17 protein-coding genes are annotated in these 15,313 nt (G+C 64.4%); 13 read left to right on the top strand and 4 right to left on the bottom strand.

Annotated elements, in window-relative coordinates:
- Positions 1-39 precede the first annotated feature (39 nt).
- Positions 40-1,080, top strand: a complete 1,041-nt coding sequence (gene holA / locus BJ997_RS07200) for a DNA polymerase III subunit delta (protein ID WP_236628681.1) — start codon at positions 40-42, stop codon at positions 1,078-1,080.
- Positions 1,081-1,094: 14 nt separating this feature from the next.
- On the opposite strand, the gene BJ997_RS07205 is transcribed toward holA, so the two are convergent.
- Both BJ997_RS07205 and rpsT read right to left on the bottom strand, forming a co-directional pair.
- On the bottom strand, positions 1,095-1,475 hold the full coding sequence (locus BJ997_RS07205) for a hypothetical protein (protein ID WP_035834393.1): 381 nt from the start codon (positions 1,473-1,475) through the stop codon (positions 1,095-1,097).
- 130 nt (positions 1,476-1,605) lie between these two features.
- Positions 1,606-1,869 carry a 30S ribosomal protein S20 gene (gene rpsT / locus BJ997_RS07210; RefSeq protein WP_035834391.1) on the bottom strand — a complete coding sequence of 88 codons (264 nt, stop codon included), beginning with the start codon at positions 1,867-1,869 and terminating at the stop codon, positions 1,606-1,608.
- A gap of 182 nt (positions 1,870-2,051) precedes the next feature.
- Here rpsT and BJ997_RS07215 point away from each other — a divergent pair, with 182 nt between their 5' ends.
- Genes BJ997_RS07215 through hemW form a run of 4 tightly spaced genes read left to right on the top strand, consistent with a single transcriptional unit; the run spans position 2,052 to position 7,059 of the window.
- A complete protein-coding gene (locus BJ997_RS07215; RefSeq protein WP_183323320.1) occupies positions 2,052-3,263 on the top strand; it encodes an amidohydrolase in 1,212 nt (403 codons plus the stop codon).
- A gap of 59 nt (positions 3,264-3,322) precedes the next feature.
- The gene (gene lepA / locus BJ997_RS07220; protein ID WP_035834388.1) at positions 3,323-5,179 is read left to right on the top strand and encodes a translation elongation factor 4; all 1,857 of its coding nucleotides are present in this window, start codon (positions 3,323-3,325) and stop codon (positions 5,177-5,179) included.
- Positions 5,180-5,183: 4 nt separating this feature from the next.
- On the top strand, positions 5,184-5,831 hold the full coding sequence (locus tag BJ997_RS07225) for a DUF1990 family protein (RefSeq protein WP_035834386.1): 648 nt from the start codon (positions 5,184-5,186) through the stop codon (positions 5,829-5,831).
- A gap of 4 nt (positions 5,832-5,835) precedes the next feature.
- Complete coding sequence (hemW, locus tag BJ997_RS07230; protein WP_035834385.1) at positions 5,836-7,059, top strand: radical SAM family heme chaperone HemW; 1,224 nt, start codon at positions 5,836-5,838, stop codon at positions 7,057-7,059.
- Between the two features lie 4 nt (positions 7,060-7,063).
- Here the strand turns inward: hemW and BJ997_RS07235 are convergent, their stop codons facing one another.
- Together BJ997_RS07235 and BJ997_RS07240 are read right to left on the bottom strand one after the other, a co-directional pair.
- A complete protein-coding gene (locus tag BJ997_RS07235; protein ID WP_052541813.1) occupies positions 7,064-7,441 on the bottom strand; it encodes a DUF4870 domain-containing protein in 378 nt (125 codons plus the stop codon).
- Positions 7,442-7,522: 81 nt separating this feature from the next.
- Positions 7,523-7,963: a DUF4870 domain-containing protein gene (locus BJ997_RS07240; protein WP_035834525.1), complete on the bottom strand. Its 441-nt coding sequence runs from the start codon at positions 7,961-7,963 to the stop codon at positions 7,523-7,525.
- A gap of 178 nt (positions 7,964-8,141) precedes the next feature.
- Here BJ997_RS07240 and hrcA point away from each other — a divergent pair, with 178 nt between their 5' ends.
- The 8 genes from hrcA to era all read left to right on the top strand — a co-directional run bounded on the left by hrcA (position 8,142) and on the right by era (position 15,289).
- The gene (gene hrcA, locus BJ997_RS07245; protein WP_035834384.1) at positions 8,142-9,173 is read left to right on the top strand and encodes a heat-inducible transcriptional repressor HrcA; all 1,032 of its coding nucleotides are present in this window, start codon (positions 8,142-8,144) and stop codon (positions 9,171-9,173) included.
- Between the two features lie 77 nt (positions 9,174-9,250).
- The gene (gene dnaJ, locus BJ997_RS07250) at positions 9,251-10,360 is read left to right on the top strand and encodes a molecular chaperone DnaJ (RefSeq protein ID WP_035834382.1); all 1,110 of its coding nucleotides are present in this window, start codon (positions 9,251-9,253) and stop codon (positions 10,358-10,360) included.
- A gap of 17 nt (positions 10,361-10,377) precedes the next feature.
- Positions 10,378-11,118 (top strand): 16S rRNA (uracil(1498)-N(3))-methyltransferase, encoded by a 741-nt coding sequence (locus BJ997_RS07255; RefSeq protein WP_052541812.1) that lies wholly within the window; start codon positions 10,378-10,380, stop codon positions 11,116-11,118.
- Positions 11,119-11,137: 19 nt separating this feature from the next.
- Complete coding sequence (locus BJ997_RS07260) at positions 11,138-11,515, top strand: HIT domain-containing protein (protein ID WP_035834381.1); 378 nt, start codon at positions 11,138-11,140, stop codon at positions 11,513-11,515.
- 46 nt (positions 11,516-11,561) lie between these two features.
- A complete protein-coding gene (locus BJ997_RS07265; protein ID WP_035834521.1) occupies positions 11,562-12,599 on the top strand; it encodes a PhoH family protein in 1,038 nt (345 codons plus the stop codon).
- Entirely contained in the window at positions 12,596-13,060 is a 465-nt protein-coding gene (gene ybeY, locus BJ997_RS07270) for an rRNA maturation RNase YbeY (RefSeq protein WP_035834379.1), read from the top strand. Before BJ997_RS07265 ends, ybeY begins: the two co-directional genes overlap by 4 nt.
- Complete coding sequence (locus tag BJ997_RS07275) at positions 13,060-14,388, top strand: hemolysin family protein (RefSeq protein ID WP_052541811.1); 1,329 nt, start codon at positions 13,060-13,062, stop codon at positions 14,386-14,388. Before ybeY ends, BJ997_RS07275 begins: the two co-directional genes overlap by 1 nt.
- A complete protein-coding gene (gene era, locus BJ997_RS07280; protein ID WP_035834518.1) occupies positions 14,372-15,289 on the top strand; it encodes a GTPase Era in 918 nt (305 codons plus the stop codon). The genes BJ997_RS07275 and era overlap by 17 nt, the downstream gene beginning before the upstream one ends.
- Positions 15,290-15,313: the final 24 nt, after the last annotated feature.

Raw genomic sequence — 15,313 nt, forward strand, 5'->3', positions numbered from 1 at the left:
GTTAAGCTGGACGTTGCAGTCGAAGGGAACGGTATGGTCGTGAAAGCAACAGCAGGTCGGTCAGCGCCCAAGGGTAAGGTGGCCACGCCCAAGACGGTCATTGCGCAGCTCGCCTGGCACCAGGTGCGCCCGGCACCGATCGTGCTCGTCTCGGGAACCGAGACATTCCTGGCCGAGCGTGCCATCCGTCAGCTTCGCGATTTTCTCAAGCTCGAGGATCCAAGCCTCGAAATCACCGACGTGCAGGCCGACAGCTACGCTCCCGGGGAGCTCCTGACAGTGGCCAGCCCGTCGTTGTTCGGCGAGCCCCGCCTGATTCGGGTCAGTTCGGTAGAGAAATGCAGCGATATTTTTCTGGCCGAGGCTCTCGATTACCTGAGCAATCCCGCCGAAGACACCTACGTGGTCTTGCGACATGGTGGGGGAGTGCGTGGCAAACGCCTGCTCGAGAGCATCAGGGGCGGCGAGGGCGGTGGCATCGAAGTGGTGTGTGCCGAGCTCAAGAAAGACACCGAAAAGTATGAATTCGCGTCCGCGGAATTTAAGGCCGCCGGAAAACGCGTCACCGCGAGCGCACTTCGCTCGCTCGTCGCGGCGTTCTCCGACGACCTCGCGGAGCTCTCGGCGGCGTGCCAACAGCTCATTTCCGATGCGACGAGCGAAATAACCGAAACCACAGTCGATCGGTACTACGGCGGACGGGTCGAAACGAATGCGTTCAAGGTCGCGGACGCGGCGATAGCCGGTCGCAATGGGGAAGCGCTCCTCACCCTGCGCCACGCCCTCGCCTCCGGCTCGGATCCGGTTCCGATGGTGGCCGCCTTTGCAAGCAAGATCCGTACCATGGCCAAGGTCTTCGGCGCCAGAGGCTCGTCCGGTCAGCTGGCCTCCACCCTCGGTCTGGCGCCGTGGCAGGTGGAGCGCGCCCAACGCGACCTCCGCGGCTGGACCGACGAGGGTCTGGCCCGCTGCATTGAGCTCCTGGCCGAGACGGATGCCGCGGTCAAGGGGGCGGGACGCGATCCTGTCTTCGTGCTGGAACGCCTGATCGGCGTCATCTCCCGCCGCGGTCACGTCTAGCGGAGCCCGGTTCGCTACCGGTCGGCGACGCCGAGCGTGATGCCCGAACGCTGGAGGTACAGCCAGATTCCCCGTTCGAATTGCGGGTTCCCGCAGGTATCCGCGGTCACTCGAACCGGAATCGTTCGGGACGTGCCCGACAGGTCTGCCGTCCTGGCCTCTGCCTCGAAGGACCCGGGTAGCGTCGGGCAGTACTCCAGGATGACCCGGCCCGTGGGGTCGGAGAACTGCACCAGCACCGTCTGCTCGGGCTTGGGGGCCACCGCGAGCACCGCCATCACCCCGAGTACCAGAACGAGGCCGGCCGCCACAGCCGTGAGTACGGCTGGGAATCGGGCACGGCCGCCCCGTGTGGTGACCGGCGTGGCCAGGTTGGCAGGACTCTCTGTACTCATCACCGCGTCAGTGTAGCCCCCGAGTCAGGAACGGAAGCGGTCCCAAAGGGGGGCACACCGCGCCAGGAAACACGTAAAGCCCCCGCCGTGAGGCGAGGGCTTTAGGTGAGTGCTCTAGCGAGCAGCGGGACTAGACGAGGGCTGAAACAGCCTTCGCGATAGCCGACTTCTTGTTCGCTGCCTGGTTCTGGTGAATGACACCCTTGCTGACGGCCTTGTCGAGCTTCTTCGAAGCAACGGCGAGGCTGACGACAGCCTTGTCCTTGTCACCAGCGGCAACAGCGGTACGAGTCGCGCGGATGGCCGACTTGAACTCGCTCTTGACCGACTTGTTGCGCTCCTGAGCCTTCTTGTTGGTGCCGATTCGCTTGATCTGCGACTTGATATTTGCCACGTTTATACGCTTTCGTTAGATTCTGGTTGGGATGCCGCTGAGCGATAGAGGGCGCTGCTACGGCGATAATCGTATGGGGTGGGACCCAACACGCAAGTCAACAGCCAACGATACCAGCAAGACGCCCCGCGCCACAATCGTGGAGGGAAATGGTGCCGGGCGTCGGTGCCTAGAGTGGAGTGATGACTTCTCTGACAGCAATCATCAACGCCCACGTCGTCCCCGTTTCCAGTCCGGCCATCGTCGGGGGCACGGTTTTGCTCGAGAACGGCCTCATCTTGTCCGTGGGTGCCGACCTGGCCATCCCGGCGGGGGCGACCATCATCGACGCGGCAGGCAAGTGGGTGCTGCCCGGCTTCATCGAGTCGCACGGCCACGTGGGCATCCACGAGGAAGCCAACGGATGGGCCGGTAACGATACCAATGAGATGACGGGGCCCAACATGGCGGCGGTGCGCGCCATCGATGCCATCGACATCGACGACGAGGGGTTCCGCGATGCTCTGGCCGGTGGCATCACGACGATCGTGGTCAAGCCAGGGTCTGGCAACCCTATCGGTGGACAGTCCGTCGCGATCAAGAGCTGGGGTGGCCGCACGATCGACGAGCAGGTGATCAGCGACGCCGTCAGTGTCAAGTCCGCGCTCGGCGAGAATCCCAAGCGGGTCTACGGCGACAAGAAGCAGACGCCCAGCACGCGGCTGGGCGTGAGCCTCGTCATCCGCGAGGCCTTCACTCAGGCCCAGGACTATGTCCTGGCGCGCGACGCGGCGGCCGGCAAGGGTGAGCCGTTCACGCGCGACCTGGGCAAGGAGACATTGGCCCGTGTGCTGGCGGGGGACCTCGCCTGGGACCAGCACGTGCACCGCCACGACGACATTGCCACCGCGATTCGACTGGCCGACGAGTTCGGTTACCGCCTCGTGATCAACCACGGCACGGAAGGACACAAGCTGGCGGATGTGCTCGCCGAACGAGGCATTCCCGTGATCTACGGCCCACTCTTCACTGCACGGTCAAAGGTCGAACTGCGCGACAGGGCGTTCTCCAACCTCGTCGCGCTGGCTGCCGCCGGTGTGCAGGTTGCGATCACCACCGACCACCCCGTCGTGCCCGTGAACTTCCTCGTGCACCAGGCCTCCCTCGCTGTGAAGGAGGGCTTGCCCGTGCAGACCGCGCTCGAGGCCCTCACGGTGAATCCGGCCGCGATCCTCCGCCTGCACGAGCGGGTCGGATCGCTCGCCGCAGGACTCGACGCCGACGTCGTCATCTGGTCCGGCGACCCCCTCGACGTGAACTCCCGGGCCGAGCGAGTTCTCATCGGCGGTGTCGAGGTGTATCGCTGGGCTGACGGTCGCGGCCAGGTCGTTGAGCGCGCCGGACGGTTCTCCTAGGTCCGTCCGCACCCGGCGCGTACCCGCGCCGGGTGCGGACATGAAAGAATGGGAAAACTATGTCACCGAGAGCCCTTCAGGCGCTTGAACCCGCCGCCACGCCGCCCGAGTTCATCCGCAACTTCTGCATCATTGCCCACATTGACCACGGCAAGTCGACGCTGGCTGACCGGATGCTGCAGATCACGGGCGTCGTCGACGATCGCGCGATGCGTGCCCAGTACCTCGACCGTATGGACATCGAGCGCGAGCGGGGCATCACCATCAAGAGCCAGGCAGTGCGTATGCCGTGGGAGCTGGACGGCAAGACCTACGCCCTGAACATGATTGACACCCCCGGTCACGTGGACTTCACCTACGAGGTCTCTCGCAGCCTCGCCGCGTGTGAGGGGGCGATCCTGCTGGTGGACGCTGCCCAGGGCATCGAGGCACAGACGCTCGCCAACCTGTACCTGGCGCTCGAGAACGACCTCACGATCATCCCGGTGCTTAATAAGATCGACCTGCCGGCCGCCGAACCCGACAAGTACGCCAGGGAACTCGCCGACCTGATCGGTGGGAAGCCCGAAGATGTGCTTCGGGTATCGGGCAAGACCGGTGCTGGCGTCGCCGAGTTGCTCGACTTGGCGACCCGATCCATCCCAGCGCCTGTCGGCGACCCCAACGCGCCCACCCGCGCCATGATCTTCGATTCCGTGTACGACAGCTATCGGGGTGTGGTGACCTACGTGCGCATGATCGACGGCAACCTCGGCCCGCGCGAGAAGATCCAGATGATGTCGACCCGAGCCACGCACGAGATTCTCGAGATCGGCGTGATTTCCCCGGAACCCACGATCAGCAAGAAGGGCCTCGGCGTGGGTGAGGTGGGCTACCTCATCACCGGCGTGAAAGACGTTCGGCAGTCAAAGGTCGGTGACACCGTCACCACCGCCCTGCGCCCCGCAACGGATGCCCTTCCCGGCTACACCGAGCCCCAGCCCATGGTTTTCTCCGGGTTGTACCCGATTGACGGCAGCGACTACCCGGCCCTGCGTGAGGCTCTCGACAAGCTCAAGCTGTCGGATGCCTCCCTCGGCTACGAACCTGAGACATCCGTCGCTCTGGGCTTCGGGTTTCGCTGCGGTTTCCTCGGCCTGCTGCACCTCGAGATCATCACAGAGCGCATCGACCGTGAATTCGGCATCGACCTCATCACGACGGCGCCGAGCGTGCCGTACGAGGTCACAACCGACGACAAGAAGACCGTCACGGTCACCAATCCGAGCGAATTCCCGAACGGCAAGATCGCCAAGGTCGAGGAGCCCATCGTCAAGGCCGCCATCCTGGCCCCCAAGGACTATGTCGGCGTCATCATGGAGCTCTGCCAGAGCCGCCGCGGCACACTCCTCGGCATGGACTATCTCGGTGAGGACCGGGTGGAGATCCGCTACACGATGCCCCTTGGCGAAATCGTGTTCGACTTTTTCGACAACCTGAAGAGCCGCACTGCCGGCTATGGATCCCTCGACTATGAGCCCACCGGTTCGCAGGAGGCCGACCTCGTGAAGGTGGACATTCTGCTGCAGGGGGAGCAGGTTGACGCTTTCAGCGCGATCGTGCACCGAGACAAGGCCTACGACTACGGTGTGCTCATGACCGGCCGGCTGCGCAAACTCATCCCGCGCCAACAGTTCGACGTGCCGATCCAGGCCGCCATCGGTGCCCGTATCATAGCCCGTGAGTCGATCAGCGCCATCCGCAAGGACGTGCTGGCCAAGTGCTACGGCGGCGACATCTCGCGAAAGCGCAAGCTTCTCGAGAAGCAGAAAGAGGGCAAGAAGCGCATGAAGATGGTCGGTCGAGTTGAGGTGCCGCAGGAGGCCTTCATCGCCGCACTCTCCGGCGATGAGCCACCCAAGAAAGAGAAGAAGTAGCCCTATGCGTCGAGCCACTTTCACGGATGCCGCCGTGACCTACGGTGCCATCGGCGGCACCCTGGCCCCCGACCTGCTGCAGTACCCGCCGAAGGGTCACCGCCCGATGGAGCGCAGCGTGCGTCTCGGCAGTGGAGCCGAACGGTTCGAGGTGGCCTCCAAGCTGCTGATGACCTGGGGCGTGCAGCGTCAGAGCGGCATGAGCGTCACCGACCTCGAGGCGGGTACCGGCGTGCAGTACACGCCCGTCGAGTTCGCCCCCGACGGCACACCGCTGCCTGCCCGAACGGACTCGACTGACGAGTCAACGTTCGCGGCCGACGGCACGCCCTACATCGTGAACGGCATGACTGCGCAGCTCGAAATCAAGGTGGGACCGCTGACGGTCAAGGCACCCGTGCGAGTGGTCTACGTTATCGCCGAGGCCAACCGGGTGGGCTTCGCCTACGGAACAATGGCGGGACACCCCGAAAGCGGCGAGGAATCGTTCATTCTCGACCGGCGCGACGATGATTCAGTCTGGTTCACGTTGCGCTCATTCTCCCGCCCGAGCACGTGGTACTTCCGGCTCGCGGCACCCTTCCTTCGGGTTCAGCAGGAACGATTCACCAAACGTTACCTGCGCGCCCTCCACCCGGTCGGGTCGTTGTAAGCGCGTGGCTGGTGCACTTCCTCTCGGCGACCCGGCTCCGGCCGACGGACGCCTTCCCTCTCTCGCCTCCGTCGGCGCGTCCGATCGAGACTTCGGTGTCTACCTCCACGTGCCCTTCTGCAAGGTACGCTGCGGGTACTGCGATTTCAACACCTACACGGCCACCGAGTTGCGGGGCGTCAAACAGAGCGATTACGCCAGCCAGGCCGTGCTCGAGGTTCAGGCGGCCGGTCGCATCCTGACTGATTCCGGCCTGCCGTCGAGGCCGGCGGCAACGGTCTTCTTCGGGGGAGGAACGCCCACTCTCTTGCCCGTCACCGACCTCGCGAAAATGCTGCACGCGGTCGGTGACGAATGGGGAATCGCCCCGGGGGCGGAGGTCACCACTGAGGCCAATCCAGATTCGGTGGACGCCGGGTACCTGCAGTCGCTTCGGGACGCCGGCTTCACGCGGGTGTCTTTCGGCATGCAGTCGGCGGTGCCACGCGTGCTCGCCACGCTCGAGCGCACACACGATCCGGAGCGGGTTCCCCTCGTCGTGGCGTGGGCACGGGACGCCGGGCTCGACGTGAGCCTCGACCTCATCTACGGCACCCCTGGCGAGACCATCGACGACTGGCGGGCGAGTCTCGAGCACGCCATCGCGCAGGCACCTGACCACCTGAGCGCATACTCCCTCATTGTCGAGGAGGGCACGAAACTCGCACGGCAGATTCGCCGCGGCGACGTGGTGCCGACCAATGACGACCAGCAGGCAGAGTTCTACGAACTTGCAGACGGTCTTCTGGCCGCGGCCGGTTACCACTGGTACGAGGTGAGCAACTGGGCAACGGATGCCGCACACGAATCACGACACAACCTCTCGTACTGGCGCAGCCAGGACTGGTGGGGCATCGGTCCCGGCGCGCACAGCCACGTGGGCGGAGTTCGCTGGTGGAACGTCAAGCATCCGGCGGCCTACGCGGAACGCGTCCTCTCTGGGGTGTCGCCCGCCGTGGGGCGTGAGACCCTCGACGATGCGACTCGCGAGCTGGAGCGCATCCTGCTGCTCAGCCGCATCCGCAGCGGGATCCCGATTGCGTCGTTGTCCGCGCCCGGACGGCGCGAGATCGCCGGTCTGATCGCCGACGAGCTCATCAACGCACGAGCCGCCCTGGCCGGCGCACTGGAGCTGACTCTGAAGGGGCGCCTGCTCGCGGATGCTGTTGTGCGGCGGATTTCGGACTAGCTCGTCAGCTCACGAACTTGAACGCGAGCGGGTAGGTGTAGCCCTCACCGCGATTGGCCGCGAGGGCCGCGATGATACTGAACACCACGAGGATCACCCAGATGGCGGCCAGGGTGAGGTAGCCGATGAAGATTGCCATCAGCACCAGGGAAACCGTGGCGCCGATCGCCATGGTGATCTGAAAGTTCAGCGCTGTCGCGCCGTGAGCTCGAATGAACGGGCCACGGTCCTTCAGCAGCAGGTACCCGATCAGGGACGGCACGAAGTACAGGAAGATCCCACCGACGTGGATGAGTGTGGCCCAGAGCTTCTCGTCGGCCGGGCTCAGTGGTGCCACGGGGGACTGGTAGGGATTGGCGGGGGGAGGCGTGGCGTCGGACATTCGGTCTCCTTGATCGGGCACCGGGTGTGTGGCTGTCTGCCACCGGCTCGAACAGCGTACCCGGCCAACCTTGACGGACGGCTACTTAATGAGGCGCAACGAGATCGGGTACCGATAGCTCCCGCCGTTCTTCACCGTGGTGAAACCCATGATCGAGAAGACAATGTCGACGATCCACAGCGCGAAGCCGAGGAACGAGAACAGGAATCCGACACCAAAGGTCACCATCGCCAGGAACGTGCCGACGAAGAACACGGCGAACCAGGCGATGAGAACCGTGATCTGAAAGTTCAGCGCCTCCTTCGCCTCGGTGTCGGTGATGCGGCCCCGGTCTTTGAAAACAAGCCAAATGATCAGGGAGGGAAGGAACCCCAGAATTCCGCCCAGGTGGGCAAAGGACGCCCACTGGCGGTCCTCGGCGTCGGTGAGCGGTGCCGCCGGTGCGGCGGCGGGGTACTGGGGTTGCGGTTGGCCTTGGCCCGGATTCGGGTCGGGAGGAACCTGCGCGTGTGGATCGCTCATGATCATGCCTTTCACACTGAACGGGTAGACGGGGCACGTATACCCACAATTTACTGCCACCCCCGTGTGGGGGCAATGGGCGATGTGTGACTCGGCGGGATATGATTGGCACTCAGGCAATGTGAGTGCCAACCCAGGTGCCCGCGCGTGCAGTCAGCCAACCGGAGAGGCGGTCATCATGGTTTCCGATCGCGGCCTCGACGTTTTGCGCGTCATCGTTCAGGACTATGTCGCATCCCGGGAACCGGTCGGCTCCAAGTCAATCGTGGACAGGCACGCGTTCGGGGTGTCCGCCGCCACGATTCGAAACGACATGGCCCTCCTCGAGGAGGAGGAGCTGATCGCCGCCCCGCACACCTCGTCCGGTCGCATCCCGACCGACAAGGGATACCGGGTCTTCGTGGATCACCTCGCCGATCTGCGGCCGCTGTCGCCGGCACAGCGGCAGGCCATCGAAACCTTCCTCGGCCACTCCGCCGATCTCGACGAAGTGCTGGTGCGCAGCGTTCGGCTGTTGTCCCAGCTGACGCACCAGGTCGCACTCGTGCAGTATCCGTCGCTGTCTCGCTCGAAGGTGCGCCACATCGAGTTGGTGTCACTGACGGACACTCGTATCCTGTCCGTCCTGATCACGGATTCCGGGGCCGTCGAGCAGCGCGTCATTGATCTGCCTCGCGCGGTGGACGAGGTGACGCTGAGCGACGTGCGCGCGAAACTCACGAACGCCGTCGTCGGTTTGAGCATGACGGATGCCGCGGCTGCCCTGGCTGCGACGCCGGCGGTTTCGACGCGGCCGGAATCGCCCGAGCTGCAGCACCTGACCGACTTCATTTCCGACACCCTCCGCGAGCAGATCGGCGCCAATAAGCAGAACAAGCTCGTTATGGCGGGTGCCGCCAATCTGGTGCGCACTGAGGAAGACTTCACCGGGAGTATTTACCCGGTGCTCGAAGCCATCGAAGAACAGGTGGTCCTGCTTCGCCTGTTCGGCGAGATGGCGACCGACCAGCACGGCGTATCGGTGAGCATCGGCCGGGAGAACGCGCCGTTCGGCTTAGCCGAGACCTCGGTCCTGACGAGCGGCTACAGCTCAAACGGAAACTTGGCACGCCTCGGCGTTCTCGGGCCTACGCGCATGGACTACTCCAACAACATGGCGGCGGTTCGAGCCGTGGCCCGCTATCTCTCCCGCCTGCTCGGTGAAAACTAGGCGCCCCGCACACTTTCCATCAATCCACTCTGCCGTACATCACACACGTTTCAACAGATCAACAAGGAGAGCCACCTTTGGCTGACCACTACGAAGTCCTCGGCGTGAGCCGCGATGCGTCTACCGACGAAATCAAGAAGGCGTACCGTCGCCTCGCCCGCCAGCTGCACCCCGATGTGAACCCAGGCGCCGACGCGTCCGAGAAGTTCAAGAGCGTCACCCACGCCTATGACGTACTGAGCGACGCAAAGCAACGCCAGAAGTACGACCAGGGGGGCGGTCAGAACGGCGGAGGATTCGATGGCCAGAACTTCGGCAACTTCGGGGACATCTTCGAGACCTTCTTCGGTGGCGGCGGCGGATCGACGCGCGGGCCGCGTTCACGCCGCGAGCGTGGCCAGGACGCTCTCATCCGCGTCGAGCTCGATCTCGCCGAGGTCATCTTCGGCACCCATCGCGACCTCGAGGTTGACACGGCCATCCTCTGCGACACCTGCAAGGGCTCCTGCTGCCAGCCTGGTACATCCCCGGTGACCTGCGATATCTGTCGGGGTACCGGCAGCATTCAGCGGGCTGTGCGTTCGCTCCTCGGCAACGTGATGACGAGCAGTCCCTGTGGATCATGCCGCGGCTTTGGAACGATTATCGCGACGCCCTGCACAACCTGCTCCGGACAGGGCCGCGTTCGTGCGCGCCGCACGGTTCCCGTCGACATTCCTGCCGGAGTCGACACCGGGCTGCGCCTGCAGATGCCCGGCAGTGGCGAGGTCGGTGCGGCGGGTGGCCCCAACGGTGACCTCTACCTCGAGATGAAGGTGCGTCACCATGACGTCTTCAGCCGTGACGGCGACGACCTGCTGTGCTCCCTGGAGGTGCCGATGACCGGCGCGATCCTGGGCACAACCGTGACCCTCAAGGCGCTCGACGGTGACGTCGAGGTCGAACTTCGTCCCGGCGTGCAGAGCTCGGAGATCCTCACAGTGAAGGATCGCGGTGTGACGAAACTGCGCGGCAGCGGGCGAGGCGACCTCAAGATCGGTATCCAGGTCGTGACGCCGACGCGGCTTGACCACAAGGAGCGTGACCTGATTGAGCAGTTCGCGGCCAGGCACTCCGCGCCGGCGCCCTCGCTCAGCCACTATCAGCAGGGCCTGTTCGCCAAGCTCCGCGATCGTTTCCTGGGCTAGGCATCGGGCGCAACGACGTGGCTAATTTCTACCTCGCACCGGGCTTGCTGGCACACGAGTGCCGCACCGGTTCCGTCGTGAGCGTGGCAGGCCCAGAGGCCCGGCACGCCGTGACGGTGAGCCGGATGCGGGCGGGCGAACGCCTTCTCATCGGGAATGGTGCCGGCCTGGTCCTGTCGGGCACCGTTGTGACGGCCGACCCCGCGGAGTTCACGCTGCTCGTGGAGACCGCGACGCACACGGCGGCCGTGACTCCCCGCATCCGCCTCGTGCAGGCGCTTGCGAAGGGGGATCGGGACGAAATGGCTGTGCAGGCGGCGACTGAGCTGGGCATCGACGGTGTCATTCCCTGGACCGCAGCGCGTTCCGTGAGCCGGTGGGAAGGCGCGAAGGTGCGCAAGGGTCAGGAGCGCTGGACCAGCATCGTTCGTGAGGCGAGCAAGCAGTCCCTCCGGGCCTGGCTGCCGAAGGTGGGGGAGTTGTGCACGACGAAACAGCTCGCTGCCCTGGCCGTAACCACGCACATGCTTCTGCTGGAGCCGTCCGCCACTACTCGGCTGACCGAGTTGGCTCCGCCCGCCGACGACCGGGACATCGTGCTTGTTGTCGGGCCGGAAGGCGGAATCGCGCCGAGCGAGCTGGGCCTGCTTGAGCAGGCCGGCGCGATGCAGGTTCGACTGGGCGACACGGTTCTGCGCACGTCAACGGCCGGCCCGGCCGCGCTGGCGATACTGAATGCGATGCTCGGGCGCTGGTAGTCCCGCTTAAGATAGAGGTATGTCTTCTCAGGGTGTCGAACCGTCCGTCTTCAGCCGCATCATCGCACGCGAAATACCGGCGACCATCGTGGCGGAGACCGACCGGGTGATCGCCTTCGAGGACATCGCCCCGCAAGCTCCCGTGCACATCGTGATCACCACCAAAGACCCGCAGTACCGCAATGTCGTCGAGCTCGCAGCGGGTGACCCCGAGCTTCTCGCGGAGCTCGTGCGAGTGGCGCGAACGATCGCAGACGAGCGCACCCGGGGGGAGTTTCGGTTGGTCTTCAACACCGGTGCCGCATCCGGGCAAACCGTCTTTCATGTGCACGCGCACGTGATGGGCGTCGGCGCGGCCGCAGACTCCCTGGGAGAGGGTTCCCTTGGCTCCCTCTGACCTGGGTTCGCCCGATTCGGAACGGTCCGACGTGACCAAGCTTCGCATGCACGTTGATGGCATTGCCATGGTGCGCCTGCTCGGCCCCGAAGACCGTTACCTGTCCACGATCGAGAAACAGTACCCACACGTCAGTGTGCACGTGCGAAGCAACGAGATCACCCTCGAGGGGCTGCCCGCTGAGATAGCGGCCGTTCGCCGACTGATCGAAGAACTGCAGTCCATGATCGTGCACGGACACGATCTCGGCGAGGCGCAAGTTGCGTCGTCGGCGCGGATGCTCCGTGCCGATGCGTCGACGAGCCCGTCCGAGCTCCTGGGGGCCCCGATCCTGACCGCGCGCGGTAAGAGCGTGCGAGCCGAATCCGTGGGGCAGAAGAAGTACGTCGATGCCATCGACGCGCACACCATAGTTTTCGGCATCGGACCGGCGGGCACCGGTAAGACGTACCTGGCCATGGCGAAGGCAGTTCGGGCCCTGCAAAACAAAGAGGTGGAGCGCATCATCCTCACCCGCCCGGCCGTCGAGGCGGGTGAGCGGCTCGGTTTTCTGCCCGGAACGCTGACTGACAAGATCGACCCCTACCTGCGCCCGCTCTACGACGCCCTCGGGGAGATGCTCGACCCGGAGCTGATTCCCAAGCTGCTCGCGGCCGGGACAATCGAGGTCGCACCGCTGGCCTACATGCGCGGCCGCACCCTGAACTCGTCTTTCGTCGTTCTCGACGAGGCGCAGAACACGACGCCCGAGCAGATGAAGATGTTCCTCACCCGTCTCGGTTTCGGCTCGAAGATGGTTGTCACCGGTGACGTCACACAGATCGACCTGCCGGCCGGCTCGAGCGGGCTGAAGCTCGTCACCCGCGTGCTCGACTCCGTGGACGACATCAACTTTTCGTACCTGACCAGTGCCGACGTGGTGCGACACACACTCGTGGGGCGCATCGTCGATGCCTACACCGAATACGACGCGCAGCGGCAGGCCCTGCGCCACGAAAGTGCCGAGGCCCGCGATTTCGCGGCCCGCGGCCCCCAACGCTCGGGCGGTCCGCGGGACCGCCTTCCGAAACGGAGTCAAAGTTGAGTATTGAAATTAACAATGAGTCGACCATTGAAGTTGACGAGGCTGCCATCCAGAGACTGTCGGCCTTCGCGCTAGACACGATGCACGTGCACGCCGACGCCGACCTGGCCATCGTTCTCGTCGATGAGGGCGCGATGGAGCAACTGCACGTGCAGTGGATGGACGAGCCGGGTCCCACCGACGTGCTGAGCTTTCCGATGGACGAACTGCGCCCTGGAACCGAAGAAGCCCAGACCCCGCCCGGGTTGCTCGGCGACATCGTGTTGTGCCCGCAGGTGGCTCAGTCGCAGGCGGAGACGGCCGGCCACAGCACTCTCGACGAACTCCTGCTGCTGACAACGCACGGCATACTGCATCTCCTGGGGTTCGACCACGCCGAGCCGGACGAGGAGAAGGAGATGTTCGGAATTCAGCGCGACATCCTGCTCGGTTTCACGATGCAGGAACGGCACCGCGGCTGATGGTGATCGGTTGGTTCCTGGCGGCGGCGATCTTCCTGATCGCCTTCGCCGGGTTGATGGCTGCCGTCGACGCGGCCATCACCGCGCAGTCCAGAGCGGATATCGCTGGGCTCGTGGAGACCTCGCGGGCGAAAAGGTCTCTGCGCGCGATCGCGGGGGACACCGGTGCGCACCTGAACGCTATCAATTTCATGCGCATCATCGCCGAGACTACGGCAGCGGTGCTCGTGACCCTCGTCTTCGCCACGACGATCGACCGCCTGTGGCTGGCCCTCCTGCTGTCGGCGTTCATCATGACGGCCGTGTCGTTCGTGCTTGTGGGCGCGAGTCCCCGCAGCGTCGGCCGGGCGCATCCCATCACCCTGCTGCGGGCCAGCGCCCTGCTCGTGCACTTCGTGCGAGTACTTCTCGGACCTATCGCCAATGCCCTCGTCGCGCTGGGCAATCGGGTCACGCCGGGGCGGAGTCGCCTCGCAACGTTCACCTCCGAAGATCAGCTGCTCAGCATGGTCGACGAAGCCACGGAGCTCGACGTGATCGAGGAGGCGGATCGCGAACTGATCCACTCCATCTTCGAGTTCAACGAGACAGTCGTGCGCGAGGTGATGATTCCGCGCACGGACATGATCACCATCGAGGCCACCGCCACGATCGATGCGGCCATGGGCCTGTTCCTGAGCTCAGGCACGTCGCGCGTGCCCGTCGTAGACGGCGAGGTCGACGATGTCACCGGCATCCTCTATCTCCGGGACGTCGCCCGGCTCATCTACGAGCGTCCGGCGAATGTCGAAACGCTCACGGTGTCCGAACTCGCGCGAGGGGCCGTGTACGTGCCCGAATCGAAGAAGGCCGATGCGACTCTGCGGCAGATGCAGGCCGAGTCGAATCACCTCGCCATGGTCGTCGACGAGTACGGCGGAATCGCTGGGCTTGTGACCCTGGAGGACCTGATTGAGGAACTTGTCGGTGATATCTCCGACGAGTACGACCGGGAATCGATCGAAGTCGAAGATCTCGGCGAGGGACATTTTCGTGTCAGTGCACGTTTGCCCGTCGATGAACTGGGAGAATTGTTTGACCTCGAACTCGACGACGACGACGTCGACTCCGTGGGCGGCCTCCTGGCCAAGGCCCTGGGCCGTCTCCCGATTGCCGGGTCGGTGGCGGGGGTCAGCGGGTTGATCCTCACCGCTGAGCGAACCGAGGGTCGACGCAAGCGCATCAGCACGGTGCTGGTGGAACGAGACGAAGCATTGATTGACGCGCAGACGGCATTCCTTGGAGTGTCGGACGATGAAGGAGCAAGTGGCCATGACCAGCACAAGTGAAAACCGAGCCGACGTGTATCGCGCCGGATTCGTGTCTTTCGTGGGACGCCCCAATGTGGGCAAGTCCACGCTCACGAATGCCCTCGTCGGTGAGAAGGTCGCCATCACATCGTCGAAGCCGCAGACGACGCGCCGGGCCATTCGCGGAATTGTGCACCAGAAGAACGGCCAATTGATCCTCGTGGACACCCCGGGAATCCACAAGCCTCGCACGCTGCTCGGCGAACGGTTGAACAGCCTGGTGACGGCCACCCTGGCGGGCGTCGACGTGATTGGGCTCTGCATCCCCGCCAACGAGCCCATTGGCCCGGGCGACAAGTTCATCAACGAGCAGTTGGATGCCTTCCCCCGTGCGCGCAAGGTCGCGATCGTTACGAAGATCGACGCGTCATCGAAGACGAATGTGGCCAACCAACTGCTGGCCGTGTCACAGCTGCGCGATTGGGAGGCGATCGTTCCGATCTCGTCGACCAGTCGCATCCAGCTGGACACTCTAGCGATCGAGCTGCTCAGGCTGCTGCCGACCTCGGATGCTCCGCTATACCCCGCTGATACGGTGACCGATGAGACACTCGAATCGCGCATCTCCGAGTACATTCGCGAAGCGGCCCTCGAAGGCGTCACCGACGAACTTCCGCACTCGATCGCGGTGACCATCGACGACATCATTGAGCGGGACGACCAGGAACTCGTGGAGATTTATGCCAACCTGTTCGTGGAGCGAGACAGTCAGAAGGGCATCATCATCGGCAAGTCCGGCAGCCGCCTCAAGGACGTCGGCATACGTGCCCGCAAGGAGATCGAACCGCTCGTGGGCAAACGGGTATTCCTGTCTCTTCGGGTCAAGGTCGCCAAGGAATGGCAGCGCGACCCCAAACAGCTGGGGCGGCTCGGCTTCTGATCAGTGGCCTGGTTGAGCCTCGGG

This window comes from Cryobacterium roopkundense (assembly GCF_014200405.1).
Lineage (GTDB): Bacteria > Actinomycetota > Actinomycetes > Actinomycetales > Microbacteriaceae > Cryobacterium > Cryobacterium roopkundense.

Excerpts from the sequence above, each read along its gene's own strand:
- BJ997_RS07205 (WP_035834393.1), bottom strand. The coding sequence starts at position 1,475 with ATGAGTACAGAGAGTCCTGCCAACCTGGCCACGCCGGTCACCACACGG.
- BJ997_RS07215 (WP_183323320.1), top strand. The coding sequence starts at position 2,052 with ATGACTTCTCTGACAGCAATCATCAACGCCCACGTCGTCCCCGTTTCC.
- lepA (WP_035834388.1), top strand. The coding sequence starts at position 3,323 with ATGTCACCGAGAGCCCTTCAGGCGCTTGAACCCGCCGCCACGCCGCCC.
- BJ997_RS07225 (WP_035834386.1), top strand. The coding sequence starts at position 5,184 with ATGCGTCGAGCCACTTTCACGGATGCCGCCGTGACCTACGGTGCCATC.
- BJ997_RS07235 (WP_052541813.1), bottom strand. The coding sequence starts at position 7,441 with ATGTCCGACGCCACGCCTCCCCCCGCCAATCCCTACCAGTCCCCCGTG.
- BJ997_RS07240 (WP_035834525.1), bottom strand. The coding sequence starts at position 7,963 with ATGAGCGATCCACACGCGCAGGTTCCTCCCGACCCGAATCCGGGCCAA.
- hrcA (WP_035834384.1), top strand. The coding sequence starts at position 8,142 with ATGGTTTCCGATCGCGGCCTCGACGTTTTGCGCGTCATCGTTCAGGAC.
- BJ997_RS07260 (WP_035834381.1), top strand. The coding sequence starts at position 11,138 with ATGTCTTCTCAGGGTGTCGAACCGTCCGTCTTCAGCCGCATCATCGCA.
- BJ997_RS07265 (WP_035834521.1), top strand. The coding sequence starts at position 11,562 with ATGCACGTTGATGGCATTGCCATGGTGCGCCTGCTCGGCCCCGAAGAC.
- BJ997_RS07275 (WP_052541811.1), top strand. The coding sequence starts at position 13,060 with ATGGTGATCGGTTGGTTCCTGGCGGCGGCGATCTTCCTGATCGCCTTC.
- era (WP_035834518.1), top strand. The coding sequence starts at position 14,372 with ATGACCAGCACAAGTGAAAACCGAGCCGACGTGTATCGCGCCGGATTC.